Genomic DNA, 20,201 nt, shown 5'->3' on the forward strand with positions numbered 1-20,201 from the left:
CCAAACCGATGCGCACCGAGACGCCCCCGACCGTTCGCCTCGAAGACTACCGCCCGAGCGACCACCTCATCGATCGGGTCGAGCTCGACGTGCGCCTCGACCCGCACGACACCCGCGTGACCGCAACCCTGGCGCTGCGCCCGAACCCGGCGGGCCGTGCGGGCGCGCCTCTTGTTCTCGATGGCGACGACCTCACGCTGCTGGCGCTCGAACTCGACGGGCAGGCGCCGGCGTCGGACGCCGTCCGGGCCGATGCCTCAGGCCTGACGCTGCACAGGCCGCCGCAGCGTCCGTTCACCCTGCGGATCGAGACCCGGCTCGACCCCACCGCCAACACCCGGCTGATGGGTCTCTACCGCTCCAACGGCGTCTACTGCACCCAGTGCGAGGCCGACGGCTTCCGGCGGATCACCTACTTCCTCGACCGGCCGGACGTGCTGTCGGTCTACACCACCCGCATCGAGGCGGAGCGGGAGGCCGCACCGGTGCTGCTCGGCAACGGCAATCCGGTCGAGGCCGGCACGGTGCCGGGGACGGACCGGCATTACGCGGTCTGGCACGACCCGCTGCCCAAGCCCGCCTACCTGTTCGCCCTGGTGGGCGGCCGGCTCGACCGGGTGGCCAAGCCCTTCACCACCATGGAGGGCCGCGCGGTCGAGATCGCGGTCTATGTCGAGCCGGGAAAAGCGGACCGGGCCGCCTACGCGCTGGACGCGGTGGAACGTTCCATGGCCTGGGACGAGACGGCGTTCGGCCGTGCCTACGACCTCGACCTATTCAACGTCGTGGCCGTCTCCGACTTCAACATGGGGGCGATGGAGAACAAGGGCCTCAACATCTTCAACGACAAATACGTTCTCGCCAGCCCCGAGACCGCGACCGACGGCGATTACGCGGCGATCGAAGCCATCATCGCCCACGAATACTTCCACAACTGGTCGGGCAACCGCGTCACCTGCCGCGACTGGTTCCAGCTCTGCCTCAAGGAGGGCCTGACCGTCTTCCGCGACCAGGAATTCTCCTCCGACATGCGCTCGCGCGCCGTGCACCGGATCGCCGAGGTGCGCAACCTGCGCGCCCGCCAGTTTCCCGAGGATGCCGGGCCGCTGGCCCACCCTGTGCGGCCTAAGCAATATGCCGAGATCAACAACTTCTACACGGCGACCGTCTACGAGAAGGGCGCCGAAATCGTCCGGATGCTGCGCACGCTGATCGGCGAGACCGCGTTCCGCGCCGGCATGGACCGCTATTTCGCCGACAACGACGGCACGGCCGCCACCGTCGAGGACTTTTTGAAGGCGTTCGAGGCCGTGACCGGCCGCGACCTCTCGCGCTTCGCCGAATGGTACGAACGGCCGGGCACGCCGCGGGTCGCCGTCTCCAGCAGCTACGACCCCGCGGCTCGGACCTACCGCCTCGCCTTCCGCCAGACGCGCCCCGGCGCCGGGGCGGATGCGCCGCCCCTCGTCATCCCAATCGGCCTCGGCCTCGTCGGCCCGGATGGCCCCCTCGACAGCCCCCACGCAGAGCGGGTCGAGGACGGCGTGTTCGTGCTCGAGACCGCCGAGGATGCCGTCACCTTCGAGAATGTCGCCGTGGAACCCGTGCCGTCGCTGTTTCGCGCGTTCTCCGCGCCGGTCCGCGTCGAGAGCCCCCTCGACGACGCCGCGCGCCTGACCCTGCTGCGCCACGACCCTGACAGCTTCAATCGCTGGGAGGCGGCCCAGCGCATCGCCCTCGGGCTCATGACGGCGCAGGTGCGCGGCGAGACGGCCGGGAATGCGGGCGCCGACGATTTCGTCGTCGCGCTCGGCGCGTTCCTCGATGCGGAGGCCCTGCGCGATCCAGCCTTCGCCGCACAAGTTCTGGCCCTGCCGAGCGAGGGCGACCTCGCCGACGAGATCGGAACCGAGATCGATCCGGACGCGATCTTTGCCGCGCGCCGCGATCTGCGCCGCCGCCTCGGCACGGGCCTGCGGGAGCGGCTCCTGAGCCTCCGCGAGGCTCTGGCGGAGCCGGAGGGTACTCCGTTCTCGCCCGACGCGGCCGCAGCCGGACGGCGGGCCCTGCGCAACGCCGCACTCGACCTGATCGCTGCCGCCGACCCGGAGGCCGGCTCGGCTCTGGCGCAGGCGCAGATCGCGCAGGCGACCAACATGACCGACCGTCTCGCCGGGCTTGCCGCCCTCGCCCTCTTGCCGGGCGAGGCGCGAGAGGCGGCTTTGTCCGCCTTCGCCGAGCGCTACGCGAACGAGCCGCTGGTGCTCGACAAGTGGTTCGCGATCCAGGCGATGATCCCCGAGGACGGGACGGTGGCGCGCATCCGCCGCCTTCAGGGCCACCCGGCCTTCGCCAATACGAACCCGAATCGGGTGCGCTCCCTCGTCGGCAGCTTCAGCCTCGCCAACCCGACTCAGTTCAACCGCGCGGACGGGGCCGGCTACGCCCTCGTGGCCGAGACCGTTCTGGCGCTCGACGGCACCAACCCGCAGGTCGCCGCGCGCCTGATGACCGCCTTCGGCCCCTGGCGGCGCCTCGAACCGGTGCGCCGGGCCGCGGCCGAGACGGCCCTGCGTCGCATCGCGGCCACGCCCGGACTTTCTCGTGATGTGACCGATATCGGGACGCGAAGCTTGGCCGGCTAGTTAAGGGTCTGTTGAGGAACGCGTTTCAGCACCCTGCGGCCGTCAGCGGCCGCGCGGTGTCAATTCTCCACCCCAAAAACGGCGTGGACAAACGCCGGCCCGCGATGTCCATTGTGAATACGATTCGAAGCAGCCGACGCGGCTCAGGCCAAGGCGCCGTTTCCAAACAGTGCAGAGGTGTCGATATGTCGGGGGCGGTGTCCGCGTCCCTGTCCGCGCGCGCACGCGCGGACACGATCCTCGGGATCCAACGTACGACCGGCACTGCCCAGGCCCGCCTCATCCGGGCGGAGACGTGGCTTCGCTACGCGCTTCCGGCTCTGCTCGTCGTCTTCATGCTCACGCTGCTGGGCGTGGCGGCCCTGCAGATGCGCGGGCGCCACGACGAGGCGATGCGCGTGGCCACCCGCGAGGTGGAGGCCTTCGCACGCCTCGCCGCCCTCGCCCTCTCGAACGCGTCGTCGGCCTCCGAGACGCGGCTCGAGCGCGTGCTACCGGTCCATCTTCTGCCGGCCGGCCGCGAAGTTCTGGTGATCGGCCCCGGCGGCCGGATTCGCGCCGCCTATCCCGCGCCCGCCCCGGCCGAAACCTTCGCCGGGTATCTCGCCGACGGTGAGCCCATCGCCATCCTCGGCGAGAGCGCCGGGGCGATGACGGTGAACCTCCAGGCCGGCGGTCAGGCGGTCGTTGCGGCACGCCGCCTGTCCGACGGGATGGGCGAAGTCGCAGTCGTCCAGAGGTTCGAGCCGCTGGCCGACAATTGGTGGCGGATGTTCGGCCACCACGCGGTCTCCCTCTCGGCCATCGCCCTGGTGCTGGCGGGTATGGCCACCGCCTACATCCTGCAGACGCAGCGGGCGCAGGCGGCGGACGAGGTCTGCGATCTCGTCAAGCAGCGCCTTGACACGGCGCTCGGCCGCGGCCGCTGCGGCCTCTGGGACTGGGACATCGCGCGCGGCACGATCTTCTGGTCGGACTCGATGTACGCCCTGCTCGGCTACACGCCGGAAAAGGATCTCCTCTCCTTCGGCGACGTGAACGCGCTGCTGCACGCCGAGGACGGCGACCTCTACAGCCTCGCCCGCCACCTCGCCGCGAGCCACGCGACCGTCGATCACGAGTTCCGCATCCGTGACGCGTCCGGCGAATGGATCTGGCTGCGCACCCGCGCGGAGATCGTCGAGGATGCGGTCGACGGCAGCCGCCATCTCGTCGGCATCGCCATGGACGTGACCGAACAACGCCGTCTCGCCGAGTTCACCGCCACCGCCGATATGCGCCTGCGCGACGCGGTGGAGGCGGTCTCCGAAGCCTTCGTGCTCTGGGACGCCAGCAACCGGCTGGTGCTGTGCAACTCGAAATTCCGCGACCTGCACGCCCTGGCCAGCGAGGATGCGGTGCCCGGCCGCCGCTACGACGAGATCATGGGACGGGGCGCCCTCCCCCCGGTGCGCCGTGGCATTCCCGGTTCGGAACGCGGCCCGTCGCGGACCTTCGAGGTGGAGCTGACGGACGGACGCTGGCTCCAGGTCAGCGAGCGGCGGACCAAGGACGGCGGTTACGTTTCGGTCGGCACGGACATCACCAGCCTCAAGCGCCACCAGGAGCAGCTCGTCACGTCGGAACGCGAGCTGATCGAGACGGTCAAGGATCTCAAGCGGTCCCGTCGCACCCTGGAAACCCAGACGCAGCAGCTCGCCGACCTCGCCGAGCGTCATCTCGACCAGAAGGCCCGCGCCGAGATCGCCAATCAGGCCAAGTCCGAGTTCCTGGCCAATATGAGCCACGAGCTGCGCACGCCGCTCAACGCCATCATGGGCTTTGCCGAGCTGATGGAGAGCGAGGTCTACGGATCGCTCGGCTCACCCCGCTACGCCGATTATTGCCGCGACATCCAGCAGAGCGGCACCTACCTTCTCTCGGTCATCGACGACATCCTTCACATGTCGCGCATCGAGGCGAAGCGGGTGAAGCTCGTGCGCCGCGACATTGACCTCGGCACGGCCCTGACCTCCGCATTGACGTTGGTGGCCAAGGAGGCGGCGAGCAAATCCGTCACCATCGATCTCGAACTGGCCGGCACCCTGCACGTGCTGGCCGACGAGCGGGCGCTCCAGCAGATCCTGCTCAACATCATCCAGAACGCGGTGAAGTTCACACCGGAGCGGGGCCGCGTCGCCCTGCGCGGCCGCTCCTGCAATGGCTTCGTCCACCTGTTCATCGGCGATACCGGAATCGGCATCCCGAAGACGGCGATCTCCAAGCTCGGCCGGCCGTTCGAGCAGGTCGAGACCAACCTGACCCGCAGCTACAAGGGCTCCGGGCTCGGCCTCGCCATCGCCCGCTCCACCGCGGAGTTGCATGGCGGATCGCTGCGCATCCGCTCCGAGGAAGGAATCGGCACCCTGGTGCTGGTGCGCCTGCCGATGCCGACGCCCGAGCGCCTCGCCGAGGTCGCACGGGAGGCCGAGCGGGACACGCTCCAGGCGATCGGCGAGATGACCGGCGTGGCCCGGACTGAGGGCGACAGAATCGCGGCCCTTTGAGGATCGGCCCGGCGGGCACGTCGCGATCCCGTTGGGCGATGGCGATGCGGCGCGTCACCCCGAACGCTGGTACTCCGCGCGGCGAAAAGATCCGCCGCAGGCGCTGGAAGCCTACGCGGGCGCCGTTCGGCTGGTCGCACTCATCTGCAAGTTGGCCGGTCGGGAGCGAGACGACGGTCGAGTTGAGACCGGGAAGCTGGGTCGAGCGGAGGACGCCAGTGCGATTGCTCGCCTGTCCGCAGATCGGTCAGCTCTACGCCGGACCGTGATCGTCCGGTTGTCATCGTCATGATGGAGGATCGGCTTTCAGAGGATTGGCCCGTCCTTGGCATCCTTTCCCCGCTCGTAAGACAATAGGTCGTGGCGCAGCCGTGCCGTCACGCCCGGCCGGCGAAGAGTCCGACCCGCCCTTCTCAAACGGAAACCTCGATGCCCGCACCGACCACGATCGACCTCATCGGCGCACCGATCGAGATCGGAACGAGCGAGCCCGGAGCCGTGATGGGGCCGGCGGCCCTGCGCACCGCCGGATTGCTGCGGGTGCTTCGGGATCTGGGCTTCACGGTCCGCGACCAGGGTGATCTCGCCCCCGACTGCACGCCGGGCCAGCGCGATCTCCCGGCGATCCGGGCTTGGATGACCGAGATCTCGCGGGCAGTGGAAACGGCCCTGGACGGCGGAAGCATGCCGCTCGTGGCGGGCGGCGACCACAGCCTGTCGCTCGGCTCGATCGACGGGGCGCTGCGCCATTGCGGCCGCACCGGGCGGCCGGTCTTCGTGCTGTGGCTCGACGCCCATGCCGACTTCAACACCCTAGAGACATCGCCCTCCGGCAACGTCCACGGCATGCCGCTGGCCGCCCTCTGCGGCGAGCCCGGTTTCGACGACCTGTTCGACGGTGGCGAACGCCCGCTGCTCGATCCGCGGCGCATCCACTTGTTCGGCCTGCGCTCGATCGATGCAGGCGAGCGGGCCATCGTCACGCAGCGGCAGGTGAACGTCATCGATATGCGGACCATCGACGAATTCGGCGTGGTCGCGCCGCTGCGCCGCATTCTCGACCGGGTCGCGGCCGCGAACGGCCACCTGCATGTCAGCTTCGACGTGGATTTCCTCGACCCCGCCATCGCGCCGGGCGTCGGCACGACGGTGCCGGGCGGGGCAACGTTCCGCGAGGCGCATCTCATCATGGAGATGCTGTGCGATTCAGGGCTGGTCGGCTCCCTCGACGTGGTGGAGCTGAACCCCTTCCTCGACGAGCGCGGGCGCAGCGCCCGGGCACTCGTCGAGCTGGTGGCGAGCCTGTTCGGCCGCCGCATCATCGACCGGCCGACCGAGCCGCCGCTGGAGGCGTGACCGACTTCGGCCGATGTCCTCGTGCCCCGAGGCGTTAGCCGAACGTGTCATGCGAATGAGGTGTCAGCCGATTTCCTCATGCCAGTGAGGCGTCAGCCGATTTCTTCATGCCACGTGCGGCCGTCGCGCTCGATCAGGGCGATCGAGGCGGTCGGTCCCCAGCTTCCGGCGGCGTAGGGGCGCGGCGGGTCCGGGCGGTCGGCCCAGGCCTTGAGCAGGGTGTCGGCCCAGGCCCAGGCCACCTCCACCTCGTCACGGCGCATGAACAGGGTGGCGTTGCCGCGCACCACGTCCATCAGAAGCCGCTCGTAGGCGTCGGGATAGCGCTGCTTGAACGTCTCCTCGAACGAGATGTCGAGATTGGTCGGGCGCAGGCGCATGCCGCCGGGCCCCGGATCCTTGGTCATCACTTCGAGCTTCATCCCCTCCTCCGGCTGGAGCCGGATGACGAGGCGGTTCGGCTCGCGCCCGAAGGCGTCGTTCGGGAAGATCGAGAACGGCGAGGCGCGGAACTGCACCACGATCTCCGACAGCTTCTTCGGCAGGCGCTTGCCGGTGCGCACGTAGAACGGCACCCCCGCCCAGCGCCCGCTGCGTACTTCGAGCTTGAGGGCGACGAAGGTCTCGGTGCGGCTCGCGGCATTGCTGCCGAGGTCGGTGTGATAGCTCTCAACCGGCCGGCCGCTGACCGCCCCGGCCACGTACTGCCCCCGCACGGTCACGCTCTGCACGTCGGCGGCGGTGATGGGTTTGAGGGCGCGCAGCACCTTCAGCTTCTCGTCGCGCACGGAGTTCGCGTCGAGCGAGATCGGGCTCTCCATCGCCGTGAGGCAGAGGAGCTGGAGGATATGGTTCTGCACCATGTCGCGCAGGGCGCCGGAGGTGTCGTAGTAGCCGCCGCGCCCCTCGACGCCGACCGTCTCGCCCACCGTGATCTGCACGTGGTCGATCACGTCGGCGTTCCAAAGCCGCTCGAAGATCGTGTTGGCAAAGCGCAGGGCCAGCAGGTTCTGCACCGTCTCCTTGCCGAGATAGTGGTCGATGCGGAAGATCTGGCTCTCGGGAAACACCGCGCCGACGGCATCGTTGATGGCGCGGGCCGATTTCAGGTCCTTGCCGATCGGCTTTTCGAGCACGACGCGGCTGTTCTCACCGATCAGCCCGTAGCGGTCGAGGTTGCGGCAGATCGCGCCGTAGAGATCGGGCGAGGTGGCGAGATAGTAGGGCCGGATCCGGTCGGGGCGCTCGTCGAGCAGGCGCTTGAGGTCGTCCCAGCCCTCGTCGCCCAGGGCATCGATCGCGACGTAGAACAGGTGATCGAGGAAGCCGGCGAGGCGCGCGTCGTCGATCTCGGCCGGCGGCACGAAGCTCTTCAGGGCATCGCGGGCGTGCTCCCGGAACTCCTCCACGCTCATGTGGCTGCGCGACGCGCCGATGATGCGGCTCGTTTCGGGGATCTGGGCGTCGCGATAGCGCTGGTAGAGGGCCGGCAGGAGCTTGCGCTGCGTCAGGTCGCCGGTTGCGCCGAACACGACGTAATCGAAGGGCGAGACGGGGATGATGGTGGCCAAGCGCGGCTCCCATGTTTCGCGCAGGATGGTTTCGCGCGGGATTCGAGGTGCCGGTCGTCGGCAGAAACGGCTCCTGCGGCCCCGCGGCTCACACCCGAGAGGTTGCCGAAGCTCGAAAAGCCCCCGGCACGCTGGGTTATCGGTTCACGGCGACGCCTTGCAAGTGCGCTGCCGAACAAACAAGCCGAGACGCTTGAAACGGACGGTCACCGCCATGGCGAGTCCTTCAAGGTCTGCGGAAGCGCGACCCCATCGCCCGCCCGCGGCTCCATCGTCTCAGTCGGGCGAGATGCGGCTGCGGCGCGTGCCGATGGAGCTGTAGTTCGGGGTCGGCTTCGAGGCCGGCCCATCGGCCGGTGCCTTCTTCTCTTCGACGACCGGCAGCTTGGCGATGCGTTCGATGCGGACGCCCGCATAATTGCCCCGCCGCCAAGCGAGATTGACCCGCAGCACGAAGTCCCGGCCGATGATTCTGATCATGAAGGCGGACGGCAATTCATAGGTCGCGGGCACGCCGAGTTTGGCACCGGATTTGGAGATATCCTTGACGTTGCAGGGGATCTCGGTGCCGTCGAAAAGCCGGATCAGCGCGATCCAGTTCGTGGATGTCCGTTCCTCTCGCCGCGCGACAAGCGCCGCTTCGACCTGTGCCGCGGTCTCGTCGGCCGTCAGGTCGAAGGGGAAATCGGCAAACGGGGGCTGGGAATCCGGCATGGGGGCCCGTGGCATAAGGCTTCTTGAAACGGACGATACAAGCAAAGTGTTGATGCAACATTTGCACCGCGACAAACGTCCACCCGCAGCGTGCCTTTTCGTTGCACCACAACCGGGCATCCATCGAAGACGCACCGCGTCTCACGCCACACGCACAATGGACGCTGCCGATGCCCGCATGTGCAGCCAAGTCTGCGAAGGTATTCGCAGAAAAGTGAATTTTATCTTCCGTGATTACAGCCGCACTGCGAAACAAGCTGGCTCGTCTTGCAATGCAGCAAAAATATTGCGTGATGCGAAGCTCAAAGCCGCTTGCAAGACATGAACAACCGATTAACCTGCCCTCATCGTAACGCGTTCAAAGTTTGACCCCTGGCAGGGAGAGGTCCCGTGTCCGAGCTCATTCGCGTGAAACCGACCCAGGACGGCACCTACACCGTCTATCGCGGGTCGATGGCCCTGGTCGCGGGCCTGACGAGGCTGCAAGCCGAGCGCTACGAGGCGAGCATCGCTCACCAGCAGCGCTCGTTCTCACCCCTCGTCGGCGCCTGAAGCGTTCAAACGACGTTTCGAGGGCGCGGCTCCGGTGACGGGGTCCGCGCCCTTCGCATGTCGGGTCATGCCGGCTCAATCAGCCGAGGCCGGTTTCCGATGCGATCCAGGCCGCGGTGTCCGGGTCGGCCCCCGAGACCGGCAGATGCAGGATGATCGGGGTTTCGTAAGGGTGACGCCGCTTCAGCTCCGCCGCCAGCGCGTCGGCCAGACCCTCCCGGGTCTTGAGGATCGCGACGACCTCGGTGCCGCGCTCGACCACGCCTTTCCAGGCATAGACCGACTGCATCCCCGGAATCACGTTCACGCAGGCCGCGAGCCGGGCGCGCACGAGAGCCTCCCCGATTTCGAGCGCGGTCGGGGCATCGGGAAAGGTCGTGTAGACGAGGAGCGGTCGCTCCATGCTATGGCTCTCCCTCGGCAGGCCGGCGCCCGTTCGCGGGTGGTCGGCGCGAACCCCGAGTGAGACCGGCTCGGCCTCTTCCCGTCAACAGGGCTGACAGCACGGATGCCGCGTCGCTTTTCACGGATTGCCTTCGTGGCGAGCCCCACGGCCGATGCGCGGGAGGCGGCGGACCTGCTGATGCGCCGCTACGACCATGTCTCGCCCGAGGAGGCGGATGTCGTCGTCGCGCTCGGCGGCGACGGCCTGATGCTTCAGGTGCTGCACCGCTTCATGGACGCGCCCAAGCCGATCTACGGCATGAACCGCGGCACGGTCGGCTTCCTGATGAACGAGTTCCGGGAAGAAGGCCTGCTCGAACGGCTGGAGGCGACCAAGCGTTCGACGATCCATCCGATGACGATGATCGCCACCGACACCGAGGGGAACAGCCACACGGCGCGGGCGATCAACGAAGTCTACATGCTGCGGCAGACCCATCAGACCGCGAAGCTGCGGGTCTCGGTGGACGACCATGTCCGCCTGCCGGAACTCATCGCCGACGGCATCCTCGCCGCGACGCCCGCCGGCTCGACCGCCTACAACCTCTCGGTCGGCGGGCCGATCCTGCCGCTCAACGCGCATCTCCTGGCGCTGACGCCGATCTCGGCCTTCCGGCCGCGGCGCTGGCGCGGCGCGTTGCTGCCGAACCACGCGCGCATCCGCATCGACGTGATCGACGCCGAACACCGCCCCGTCGCGGCGGTGGCCGACCATACCGAGTTCCGTCGCGTCTGCACGGTGGAGACCTGGCTCGACCACGCCACCGATCTCGTGCTGCTGCACGACCCCGGCCACAGCCTGGAAGAGCGCATTCTACGCGAGCAATTCGGCTGATTCGCTCCGGCGGCCGACGCCGGACGCCCTTCGAGGGGTCCGGGCGAGTGGTCAGCGTCAGCGTCCGGTCAGAAGTCGCTGGCGAGGCCCTTCACCTCCCAGTCCTCATAGCGGACAGGCTCCAGGCCGCCGCGTCCGAGCGTTTCGGGCCGCTCGGCGATCTTGGCCGCGCGGGCGTCGATCGCCGCCCGCCGCTCGGCCGCTTCCGCCAGCGCGCGCTGAGCCGCCGGGGAAAGGGCGCGCGAGTCTGCGTCCTTCTCCTTGGCATCCGCCTGCATCATGCCGATCTCCTTCATAACTTGCATCCCTCGCCGACAGATGTGACTGCGTCGGCTCCGGGGCGAGACCCCGCCGATCCCTTTTAGCCCAGAACGGCCCTTTACGCGTGGCACCGACCCCCAACCGCCGCCCGCCGCCCCCCTTCGACCCGTCGGTCCCCGGCCTTGCGGCACGCCATGCTGCGCGGGAAGCGGTGGCGACCCTGCTCGGGCCCGCCCGCGGCCTGGCGCTCGAGGACGCGCTCGCCCAGGCCGCCCGCGGCGCGGGGTTGGATGCGGGAGAAGCCGCGCTGGCTCGGGCGATCGCCACGGCGAGCTTCCGCCGCCTCGGCTTCATCAAGGCGGCGCTCGCCGCCCGCCTGCGGGACGGCTTGCCGGAAGACCGGCCCCACCTCCTCGCCCTGCTGGTGACGGGCGCGGCGCAGATCCTCGATCTGGCGGTCGCCGACCACGCCGCCGTCGATCTCTCGGTGCGCCTCGCCAAAGCCGATCCGCAGCTCCAGCACCTCGTGCCCCTCGTCAACGCCGTTCTGCGCCGGATCGCGCGCGAGCGTGACGCGATCCGGGAGCAGGAGAGCGATCCGCTCGCCCACAACACCCCGGACTGGCTCGCCCGGCGCTGGCAGGCCGCCTACGGTGAGGAGGCGGCGCGCCGCATAGCCGTCGCACATCTCGAAGGCGCGGCCGTCGATCTCACGATTCCCCACGATCCCGAGATCTGGGCCGAACGGCTCGGGGGCATCCGGCTCGATCTCGGATCGGTGCGGCTCGCGGAGGTGCGGCAGGCGGTGGCCGAACTTCCCGGCTACGCGGAGGGCGCATGGTGGGTGCAGGATGCCGCCGCCGCCCTGCCGGTGCGGCTGCTCGCGCCTGTCCCGGGCGAGCGCGTCGTCGATCTCTGCGCGGCGCCCGGCGGCAAGACGGCCCAGATGGCCGCCGCCGGCGCCGCGGTCACCGCGGTGGACCGTTCGGCCGTGCGGCTGGAACGCCTCGGGCGGAACCTCGAACGCCTCGGCCTCTCCGCCGAAGTGGTCACCGCCGATGCCCTCGCGTTGCCGGAGGACGCGCCCTTCGACGCGGTGCTGCTCGATGCGCCCTGCTCGGCGACCGGCACGATCCGTCGCCATCCCGATGTCGTCTGGACGAAGAGCGAGGCGGACGTGGTCCGCTTGGCCGGCCTACAGCGGCGCCTGCTCGACAAGGCCGCGCGGCTGACGCGGCCCGGCGGGCGCTTGGTCTATTGCACCTGCTCCCTGGAGCCCGAGGAAGGCAGCGCGCAAGTCGCGGCGTTCCTAGCTCGGAATCCGGATTTCGAGCGGATCGCGATCACGCCCGACCGGTTGTCCGGTCATGCCGAGCTGATCGACGCCTCGGGCGACCTGCGCACCCTGCCCTCTCACGTCGTGGGCGGCATCGGGCGGGCGGGTGGCCTCGATGGGTTCTTCGCGAGCCTTCTGCGGCGGCGCGACTGAGCCCGCACGTGTGATCCTGTGATCCGGTCCGTTCGCGGGCCGGACTCAAAACATGCGGCTCAGATGCAGTAGGCCTTCAGTCCGGCCCCCACCGTGGCGAGACCCGTCACGAGCGAGAGACCGCCGGCCATCTCCATGCGGGCCGTCCAGCCGGGAAAGCGCGGCGCCTGTCCGGCGAGAGCGAGGCCGCAGGTCAGGCTGACGAGGCTGAGCAGTGCAATCATTCATTGTCCCGATCGAGCGACCCGCGCGACGCCGGTCCAGCCGTCATCAACACGGCCTTCCGAAGCGTTAACGCGCCCGCCGCGCTGCTGGGCATCCCCGCTACCCCCGTTCTCCACAGCTTCGCCGATCACCCTGGGAAGACGACGCATCGACCGGGCGTGTCGAACGCCCCGAAGTTGCATAACCTTTGTTACACAATCCCCGTTAACCAATCGTTCAAGTGGGTAAACAAAGCCTTAGCGAGGCCCATTGGATTGCGCTAAGTTTCTCCTGCACAACGAACTTCCCTCCCGTTTCGGCGGCTCCATGTCTCACGTGTCCAGCTTCTGGGTGCGCTCTCCTCTCATGCTTGCAGGCGCAGCAGGCTTTCTAATTTTCGGGACCGGGGCGGCCAGCGCCCACGTCAAATGGTTTTGTGCCTTCGACGTCGCCGGGCAGCCCCGCGGCCTCGAACAGGTCCTCTGCGCCGACTTCGAGCTTCTCACCGGATTGGCGCTCGTCTGCCTGATGTTCGGCTGTCTGATGGAGGGCACGCCGCTCGGCACCGCGCTCCTCAACGCGCTGGACCGCGTCACCGCGTCTGCTCGGGTCCATAGCGGCCTCATCGTGCGGGCGGTGGTCGGCTTCTTCCTGGTCTCGCTCTGGAACCTCGGCGGCATCATCCTGACGCCGGAATTGAAGACCGATGCCACCTGGATCCCGTGGCTCCAGCTCGCCATGGCCGCCGGTCTGCTCTGGAAGCGCACCCTTCCCTTTACCGCCGCCGGCATCGTGTTCTTGTTCGGCTTCGCTGTCTGGAACTACGGCGTCTTCCATCTCGCCGATTATCCGGTGTTCCTCGGCGTGGCCGCCTTCCTCGCTCTGACCGCCCTCGATCGCGACCTGTTCGGCCAGCGCCCGATCGACGTGGTGCGCATCGCCGCCGCGATCACCCTGATGTGGGCCTCGGTCGAGAAGTGGGCCTACCCGCACTGGACCGATCCGCTGATCGCCGCCAAGCCGGCCATGACGATGGGCGCCTCGCCGGAACTCTTCATGCAGGCCGCCGGCATCATCGAGTTCACGCTGGCCTTCGCTCTGATCTGGACGCCCCTGGTGCGCCGCGCCTCGGCGATCATCCTGACGGCGGTCTTCATCTCGGCCATCTTCGAATTCGGCAAGGTCGACGCCATCGGCCACTCCGGCATCATCGCGGTCCTGATCGCCATCGCCGCCGACGACGTCCGGGTCCCCGCCACCCGCCGGGACGTGGTTCTGGCGCCGGTCTATTATGCCAGCGCGCTGATGCTGTTCCTCGGTGTCTACTACTTCGCGCACGAAGCCCTCTTCGGCGACGGCTACAGGATCGGCGCGAGCATGGCGGGGCTTCCGGTGATCTGATCCGACGCGGAACCCGGTTGTGCACGACGCTCGGGGGCGCCGCCTGGACAAGGCGGCGCCCCCAAACCGTTCAAAGGGCAGCTGCATTCATCATTGCCGGGAGGCAGCAGCCCATCCCGGCCGCGCCAAAATGGTTTGCGAAAGATTTCCGGCAGCCTCGATTCACGTTTCGATAAGTTTAGCCGGGCCGGCGCGCCCATCATCTCGACACTGAAGCGCGAAATTGGCGATCAGTTCGAACGGGCGAAAGAAGCATTTCGTTAAATACGCGCCGATGCATTTTCTCTGGACCGTTGCCGTTTAACCCGATGGCAAGCCGCCACCACCGAAAGTCGGATCTCGAGATTGGCGCGGCATCGGACGGGATGGCATGAGACATCGTGAACAGACCGACGCGACGGACCGGGATCGCACGGACGGCGTCCACCTTCTGCCGAAGGCCGCCTCGTTCGGCGACCGCCCCCTCCGCGGGCTCGACTTCGCCTCGCAGGATTGCCTCGGCCTCTCGACCCACCCGGAGATCGTGGCCACCGCCGCCGACACCCTCCGCCGCTTCGGCGTGCGCAGCGTCTGTGCCGCAGCCGAGGCCGGCGATCCCGGTCTCTCGGTGGCGTTGGAGCGCCGGATCGCCGACTTCCTTCAGATGGAGGAGGCCCTGCTCTGCGCGACCGGTCGTGCCGCGGCCCGCACCGTGATCCGCGGCCTCGTGCGATCGACCGACCACGTGGTGATCGATGCCGCCATCCGGAGCGGCCTCCGGGAGAGTGCCGAGGCGGCCACCGCACACCTCCACCCGTTCCGCCATCTCGATGCCGAGCATTGCCGCGCCCGGCTCCGGGCCATCCGGGCGCGCGACGCCGAGAACGGCATCCTCGTCGTGACCGAGAGCCTGTCGCCGCTCGATTCCGGAACGCCGGACCTCGCCGCCCTTCGCACGCTCTGTGACGAGTACGGCGCAACCCTCCTCGTGGACGTCACCCAGGATCTGGGCTGTCTCGGCGAGGACGGACGCGGCCATCTCGGCCTTCAGGACATGCTGGGCAAGGCCGACTTGGTCACCGGCAGCTTCACGAAGAGCTTCGCCTCGAACGGCGGCTTCGTCGCCGCCCGCACCCGCGCGGTCACGGCCTGTCTGCGGGCCGCCGAGGCCGACGCGCAGGCGCTCTCGCCGATTCAGATCGCGGTGCTGCTCAAGGCCTTCACCCTCATCGACGCGGCCGACGGGTGTGAACGCCGCGCCCGGCTGATGCGCAACGTGCTGAACCTGCGCACGGCGCTGCGGGAGCGGGCGCTGACCGTCTGCGGCGAGCCCTGCACCAGCGTCTCCGTCGCGATCGGCTCCGGCGAACTCGCCCGCCTTGCCGCGCCGCGCCTGATCGAACTCGGCCTGCTGGTCGATCTCACCGCGTCAGGCGAGGCCAGCCGTCTGCGGATGCACGTCACCGCCGAGCATTCCGACGCGGAGATCGCACGCGCCGCCCTCGGCGTCGCCGAGGCGCTGGACCGGGCGCGTGCCGATCTGGCCGAGCGATCGCGCCGGCCCAACCTGCTCGTCGCCGCCTAGTCACGGCGCCGGGAACGCCGTTTGTACGAAGCCGGTGATCGTGGCTTCGGAACAGAATCGTCAGAGAATCATCCCACGGGCGTCGGCCTCGCTCTCGACGGCATCGAGCAGCGCACGGGATGCGATCAGACGGCGATCGATCATCGGATCGGTGAGCCGGTCGATCCAGAGCGGCCACGTCGCACGCGCCGCCGAGGTGCGATCTTCGAGATCACTGCGGACGACCCGCAGATAGGGCGCCGCGCTGGGACCGAGTCTGTCCAGGGCCAGGCACAAGTCGCGGCGGAACTCGTGCGAGATCCGGGCCAGCCCGGCATGGGCGGTCTCGTAGGCACCGATCAGAGCATGGGCGTGCCCGACCGCCTCCTGGGGATACATCGTGCGGAACATGGGGTGTGTCTCGCAGGGCCCATCCACGCGAGGGCCTCTCGATCAATGCGCGGAAATGCACCTGGTTCTGATCGTGACATCGATAATGTTCGAGGGCGCAGGCCAAGCTCGACCGTGATCGGGCACCTGATTCCGTTATCGAGCTTGGCTTTTCCGCTGCTCTGATCTTGTGCAGCGCATTGTTGACACTCGCCGCACGTGATGCGACTGCGCCGCACCTTAAACGGAGTTCCCGACGATCCGGGTACCGCCAGTCCCTCTCGTGACGGCGACGGTACCGCGTGACATCGGACGGGACACCGACCCGCCGGTGCATCCGTTCCGGCGCCGAGGCGACGGGACGACATGACGCGAGCGTTCATTTTTCCGGGTCAGGGCAGCCAGGCCGTCGGCATGGGCAAGGCGCTGAGCGAAGCGTTTCCGGCAGCCCGGCAAGTGTTCGAGGAGGTCGATGCGGCGCTCGGCCAGAACCTCTCACGCCTGATGTTCGAGGGCCCGTCCGACGAGCTGACGCTGACGGCCAACGCCCAGCCGGCGCTGATGGCAGCGAGCCTCGCCGTTTTGCGCACGCTGGAAGCCGAGCGCGGCCTGGATCTCGCGCGCGATGCGGCCTTCGTCGCCGGCCATTCCCTCGGTGAATATTCGGCGCTCGCAGCGGCCGGCACCTTCTCGATTTCCGATACCGCCCGCCTGCTGCGGATTCGCGGCGAGGCGATGCAGCGGGCCGTCGCGCCGGGCATCGGCGCCATGGCCGCGCTGATCGGGCCCGATCTCGCCACCGCCCGCGACATCGCCGGCGAGGCGGCGGAGGGTCTGGTCTGCGATGTCGCCAACGACAACGGTGGGGGGCAGGTCGTGCTCTCCGGCCACCGGGAGGCGGTGGAACGGGCGATGGCGCTGGCACAGAGCCGCGGCGTGCGCCGCGCGGTGCTCCTCAACGTCTCCGCCCCGTTCCATTGCGCGCTGATGGCGCCCGCCGCCGAAGCGATGCGCCGGGCGCTGGCCGAGGTGCCGATGCACGCCCCCGCCGTTCCGGTCTATGCCAACGTCACCGCCGGCCCGCTCACCGAGCCGGACGCGATCCGCAACGCGCTGATCACCCAGGTCACCGGCACCGTGCGCTGGAGCGAGAGCGTCGCCGCCATGGCCGAGGCGGGCGTCGACCGCTTCTTCGAACTCGGCGCCGGCAAGGTGCTGACCGGCCTCGTCAAGCGGATTGCGCCGAGCGCGACCGCGAGCGCGGTCGGCACGCCCGACGACGTCGCCGCCTACGCCTGAGCGTCTCTCACGAAACGCCCCTTGCCGTCGTGCCCACGGGCAGACGATCGGTGACCGGGCGTTTTATGAGGCACTCCGAATTTCCACGACGACCAGAAGAGCCGACACCATGTTCGACCTCACCGGCCGCAAGGCCCTCGTCACCGGCGCGACCGGCGGACTCGGCGGGGCGATCGCCCGGGCGCTGCACGCGCAGGGCGCCCATGTCGCGCTGTCCGGCACCCGCCGCGCGGTGCTCGACGAGCTGGCGGCGGAACTCGGCGGCGAGCGCGTCGCGGTGGTCGAGGCCAACCTCGCCGACAAGGAGGCGGTGGAAGCGCTGCTTCCGGCCGCCGAATCAGCGCTCGGCGGCCTCGACATCCTGATCAACAACGCGGGCATCACCCGCGACAACCTCTTCATGCGGATGAAGGATGAGGAATGGGAGGCGGTGCTCAACGTCAACCTGACCGCCGCCTTCCGGCTCTCGCGGGCCGCGCTCAGAGGGATGATGAAGCGCCGCCACGGCCGCATCATCGGCATCGGCTCGGTCGTCGGCGCGACCGGCAATCCCGGCCAGGGCAACTACGCGGCGGCCAAGGCCGGTCTGGTGGGCATGACCAAGGCGCTGGCGGCCGAGGTCGCGACGCGCGGGATCACGGTCAACTGCATCGCGCCCGGCTTCATCAGTTCGGCGATGACCGACGCGCTCAACGAGAAGCAGCGCGAGACGATTCTCACCCGCGTACCCGCCGGCCGACTCGGCACGGGCGCCGAAATCGGGGCCGCCGCAGTCTATCTCGCCTCGGAAGAAGCGGGTTACGTGACGGGCCAAACGCTGCACGTCAATGGTGGCATGGCGATGTACTGAGAATGTCCACAAAGAGGTGTTCCAACCGGAAAACCACGGCGATGAACGCTTTCTGAACCGCCACTCGCCAGAGCGGAAACCCTGTGTTAACACCCGGCTCAGCCGTGCAGGGGAGTTGACGGTTCAGCGGGTTGCGGCTTTTTCCAAACCACGCGCGATCGAACACCGGCCGTCCAAAACAAGCCCCGAAGTGGGTGAGGCGGCCACGGCGCTTTCGTCAGAAGCACACACCATCACGATCGAGAAGACGAGGACCAACAACGATGAGCGATATCGCCGAGCGCGTGAAGAAGATCGTCGTCGAGCACCTGGGCGTCGAGCCTGAGAAGGTCACCGAGGCCTCCAACTTCATCGACGATCTCGGCGCCGACAGCCTCGACACCGTCGAGCTGGTGATGGCGTTCGAGGAGGAGTTCAACGTCGAGATTCCGGACGACGCGGCCGAGACCATTCAGACGGTCGGTGACGCGATCAAGTTCCTGGAAAAGAACTCCGCCTGAGGCGGTGGGCTCGTGCGGGCGGGGTCGATGAGGCCCCGCGCGCCGTCACGTTTTGAACAAAGCGCCCTGCGGGACGGAACGGTCCTTCAGGGCAAAAGCGTCCTTTAGGGACTTAAGCGGATCGGTTGGGATCGGGCAATGCGGCGGGTGGTGATCACGGGACTAGGGATGGTTTCGCCGCTGGGTGGCAGCGTCGAGCATACCTGGAGCCGCCTCATCGCCGGTGACAGCGGAGCCTCCGCGGTCACCGCGTTCCAGACCGACGACCTCGCTTGCCGGATCGCCTGCACGTTGCCCTTCGGCGACGGCTCCAACGGCACCTTCAATCCCGATCTGTGGATGGAGGCCAAGGAGCAGCGCAAGGTCGATCCTTTCATCGTCTATGCCATGGCCGCTGCCGGCCAAGCGCTCGACGATGCCGACTGGCATCCGAAATCCGACGCGGATCAGGAGGCCAGCGGCGTCCTGATCGGTTCGGGCATCGGCGGCATCGGCACGATCTACGACGCCTCCGTGACCCTCCACGAGAAGGGTCCGCGGCGCATTTCGCCCTTCTTCATCCCCGGCCGAATCATCAACCTTGCCTCGGGGCAGGTCTCGATCCAGCACGGGCTGAAGGGCCCGAATCATGCGGTCGTCACCGCCTGCTCCACCGGCGCGCACGCCATCGGCGACGCCTCGCGGCTGATCGCCCTGGGCGACGCCGACGTGATGGTGGCCGGCGGCACCGAGGCGCCGGTCAACCGGCTGTCGCTGGCGGGCTTTGCCGCCTGCCGCGCGCTCTCGACCGGTTTCAACGACCAGCCGACCAAGGCCTCCCGGCCCTACGACCGCGACCGCGACGGCTTCGTCATGGGCGAAGGCGCGGGCATCGTCGTGCTGGAAGAGTACGAGCACGCCAAGGCGCGCGGCGCTAAGATCTATGCCGAGGTCATCGGCTACGGCCTGTCGGGCGACGCCTACCACATCACCTCGCCGGCTCCGGACGGCGACGGCGGCTACCGCTGCATGAAGGCGGCGGTGAAGCGGGCCGGGATCGACCCGTCCGAGATCGACTACATCAACGCCCACGGCACCTCGACGCCGCTCGGCGACGAGCTGGAGCTGAAGGCCGTCGAGCGTCTGCTCGGTGATGCCGCGTCCAAGGCGTCGATGTCATCAACGAAGTCGGCCATCGGCCACCTGCTCGGCGCAGCCGGGGCGGTGGAGGCAATCTTCTCCGTGCTCGCCATCCGCGACGGCGTGATGCCGCCGACGCTGAACCTGGACAATCCGTCGGTCGAGACCGCGATCGACCTCATCCCGCATGAGGCCAAGCGCAAGCGCGTCGACACGGTTCTCTCGAACTCGTTCGGCTTCGGCGGCACCAATGCCTCGCTGCTGATGCGCCGGGTCGCCTGACGGCAGCCTCGGCAAACTTGGCCTTGGCAATCTGGGCCTGAACGCGCGTCGGCTGCGGCGGCTCTGCCGCAGACAACGCCATTTCGCCACAAAACTGCTTACACTGCCTCACAAAACGCCCGGTCCACGAGCGAGCGTTTCGTGAGAGACACTCGAGGCTTCGTCCATCGTGCCGCGGCGTCGCGCGCTCGGCCCCCAGG

Annotated in this window: 18 protein-coding genes; 12 read left to right on the plus strand and 6 right to left on the minus strand. The window is 68.4% G+C overall.

The window, feature by feature from the left end:
• Positions 1-8: 8 nt before the first annotated feature.
• From pepN to rocF, 3 genes are all read left to right on the plus strand, one after another.
• A complete protein-coding gene (pepN, locus tag OVA30_RS23725; RefSeq protein WP_268177191.1) occupies positions 9-2,645 on the plus strand; it encodes an aminopeptidase N in 2,637 nt (878 codons plus the stop codon).
• Between the two features lie 185 nt (positions 2,646-2,830).
• Entirely contained in the window at positions 2,831-5,191 is a 2,361-nt protein-coding gene (locus tag OVA30_RS23730) for a PAS domain-containing sensor histidine kinase (RefSeq protein ID WP_268177192.1), read from the plus strand.
• Positions 5,192-5,620: 429 nt separating this feature from the next.
• Positions 5,621-6,547 (plus strand): arginase, encoded by a 927-nt coding sequence (rocF, locus tag OVA30_RS23735; RefSeq protein WP_268177193.1) that lies wholly within the window; start codon positions 5,621-5,623, stop codon positions 6,545-6,547.
• 92 nt (positions 6,548-6,639) lie between these two features.
• Here the strand turns inward: rocF and zwf are convergent, their stop codons facing one another.
• Together zwf and OVA30_RS23745 are read right to left on the minus strand one after the other, a co-directional pair.
• On the minus strand, positions 6,640-8,118 hold the full coding sequence (gene zwf, locus OVA30_RS23740) for a glucose-6-phosphate dehydrogenase (protein ID WP_012605578.1): 1,479 nt from the start codon (positions 8,116-8,118) through the stop codon (positions 6,640-6,642).
• A gap of 276 nt (positions 8,119-8,394) precedes the next feature.
• Positions 8,395-8,832, minus strand: coding sequence for a PilZ domain-containing protein (locus OVA30_RS23745; protein ID WP_244413478.1), 438 nt, complete (start codon positions 8,830-8,832; stop codon positions 8,395-8,397).
• A 390-nt stretch (positions 8,833-9,222) separates the two neighbouring features.
• On the opposite strand from OVA30_RS23745, the gene OVA30_RS23750 reads away from it, so the two are divergent.
• The gene (locus tag OVA30_RS23750; protein WP_003604956.1) at positions 9,223-9,384 is read left to right on the plus strand and encodes a hypothetical protein; all 162 of its coding nucleotides are present in this window, start codon (positions 9,223-9,225) and stop codon (positions 9,382-9,384) included.
• 79 nt (positions 9,385-9,463) lie between these two features.
• On the opposite strand, the gene cutA is transcribed toward OVA30_RS23750, so the two are convergent.
• Complete coding sequence (cutA, locus tag OVA30_RS23755) at positions 9,464-9,787, minus strand: divalent-cation tolerance protein CutA (RefSeq protein WP_268177194.1); 324 nt, start codon at positions 9,785-9,787, stop codon at positions 9,464-9,466.
• 105 nt (positions 9,788-9,892) lie between these two features.
• Between cutA and OVA30_RS23760 the strand changes: the two genes are divergently transcribed.
• Positions 9,893-10,663: an NAD kinase gene (locus OVA30_RS23760; RefSeq protein ID WP_003604954.1), complete on the plus strand. Its 771-nt coding sequence runs from the start codon at positions 9,893-9,895 to the stop codon at positions 10,661-10,663.
• Positions 10,664-10,731: 68 nt separating this feature from the next.
• On the opposite strand, the gene OVA30_RS23765 is transcribed toward OVA30_RS23760, so the two are convergent.
• Positions 10,732-10,959, minus strand: a complete 228-nt coding sequence (locus OVA30_RS23765; protein ID WP_268177195.1) for a DUF1674 domain-containing protein — start codon at positions 10,957-10,959, stop codon at positions 10,732-10,734.
• An 89-nt stretch (positions 10,960-11,048) separates the two neighbouring features.
• Between OVA30_RS23765 and OVA30_RS23770 the strand changes: the two genes are divergently transcribed.
• Positions 11,049-12,413, plus strand: coding sequence for an RsmB/NOP family class I SAM-dependent RNA methyltransferase (locus OVA30_RS23770; RefSeq protein WP_268177196.1), 1,365 nt, complete (start codon positions 11,049-11,051; stop codon positions 12,411-12,413).
• Between the two features lie 59 nt (positions 12,414-12,472).
• On the opposite strand, the gene OVA30_RS23775 is transcribed toward OVA30_RS23770, so the two are convergent.
• Entirely contained in the window at positions 12,473-12,637 is a 165-nt protein-coding gene (locus OVA30_RS23775; protein WP_003599969.1) for a hypothetical protein, read from the minus strand.
• Positions 12,638-12,944: 307 nt separating this feature from the next.
• Here OVA30_RS23775 and OVA30_RS23780 point away from each other — a divergent pair, with 307 nt between their 5' ends.
• Together OVA30_RS23780 and OVA30_RS23785 are read left to right on the plus strand one after the other, a co-directional pair.
• Positions 12,945-14,018, plus strand: coding sequence for a hypothetical protein (locus tag OVA30_RS23780; protein ID WP_407069902.1), 1,074 nt, complete (start codon positions 12,945-12,947; stop codon positions 14,016-14,018).
• A 370-nt stretch (positions 14,019-14,388) separates the two neighbouring features.
• On the plus strand, positions 14,389-15,582 hold the full coding sequence (locus OVA30_RS23785; RefSeq protein WP_268177197.1) for an aminotransferase class I/II-fold pyridoxal phosphate-dependent enzyme: 1,194 nt from the start codon (positions 14,389-14,391) through the stop codon (positions 15,580-15,582).
• A 60-nt stretch (positions 15,583-15,642) separates the two neighbouring features.
• Here OVA30_RS23785 and OVA30_RS23790 read toward each other — a convergent pair whose 3' ends face one another.
• Positions 15,643-15,972, minus strand: coding sequence for a hypothetical protein (locus tag OVA30_RS23790; protein ID WP_268177198.1), 330 nt, complete (start codon positions 15,970-15,972; stop codon positions 15,643-15,645).
• Positions 15,973-16,317: 345 nt separating this feature from the next.
• Between OVA30_RS23790 and fabD the strand changes: the two genes are divergently transcribed.
• The 4 genes from fabD (at position 16,318) to fabF (ending at position 20,001) form a co-directional block, all read left to right on the plus strand.
• Complete coding sequence (gene fabD, locus OVA30_RS23795) at positions 16,318-17,250, plus strand: ACP S-malonyltransferase (RefSeq protein WP_056153304.1); 933 nt, start codon at positions 16,318-16,320, stop codon at positions 17,248-17,250.
• A gap of 109 nt (positions 17,251-17,359) precedes the next feature.
• A complete protein-coding gene (fabG, locus tag OVA30_RS23800) occupies positions 17,360-18,100 on the plus strand; it encodes a 3-oxoacyl-[acyl-carrier-protein] reductase (protein WP_012252330.1) in 741 nt (246 codons plus the stop codon).
• A 263-nt stretch (positions 18,101-18,363) separates the two neighbouring features.
• A complete protein-coding gene (locus tag OVA30_RS23805; protein WP_003599981.1) occupies positions 18,364-18,600 on the plus strand; it encodes an acyl carrier protein in 237 nt (78 codons plus the stop codon).
• Between the two features lie 138 nt (positions 18,601-18,738).
• Positions 18,739-20,001, plus strand: coding sequence for a beta-ketoacyl-ACP synthase II (gene fabF, locus OVA30_RS23810; protein ID WP_003599984.1), 1,263 nt, complete (start codon positions 18,739-18,741; stop codon positions 19,999-20,001).
• The last annotated feature ends 200 nt before the right edge of the window (positions 20,002-20,201 follow it).

Origin of the sequence: Methylorubrum sp. SL192 (assembly GCF_026672325.1) — a bacterium.
GTDB classification, from domain to species: domain Bacteria; phylum Pseudomonadota; class Alphaproteobacteria; order Rhizobiales; family Beijerinckiaceae; genus Methylobacterium; species Methylobacterium extorquens.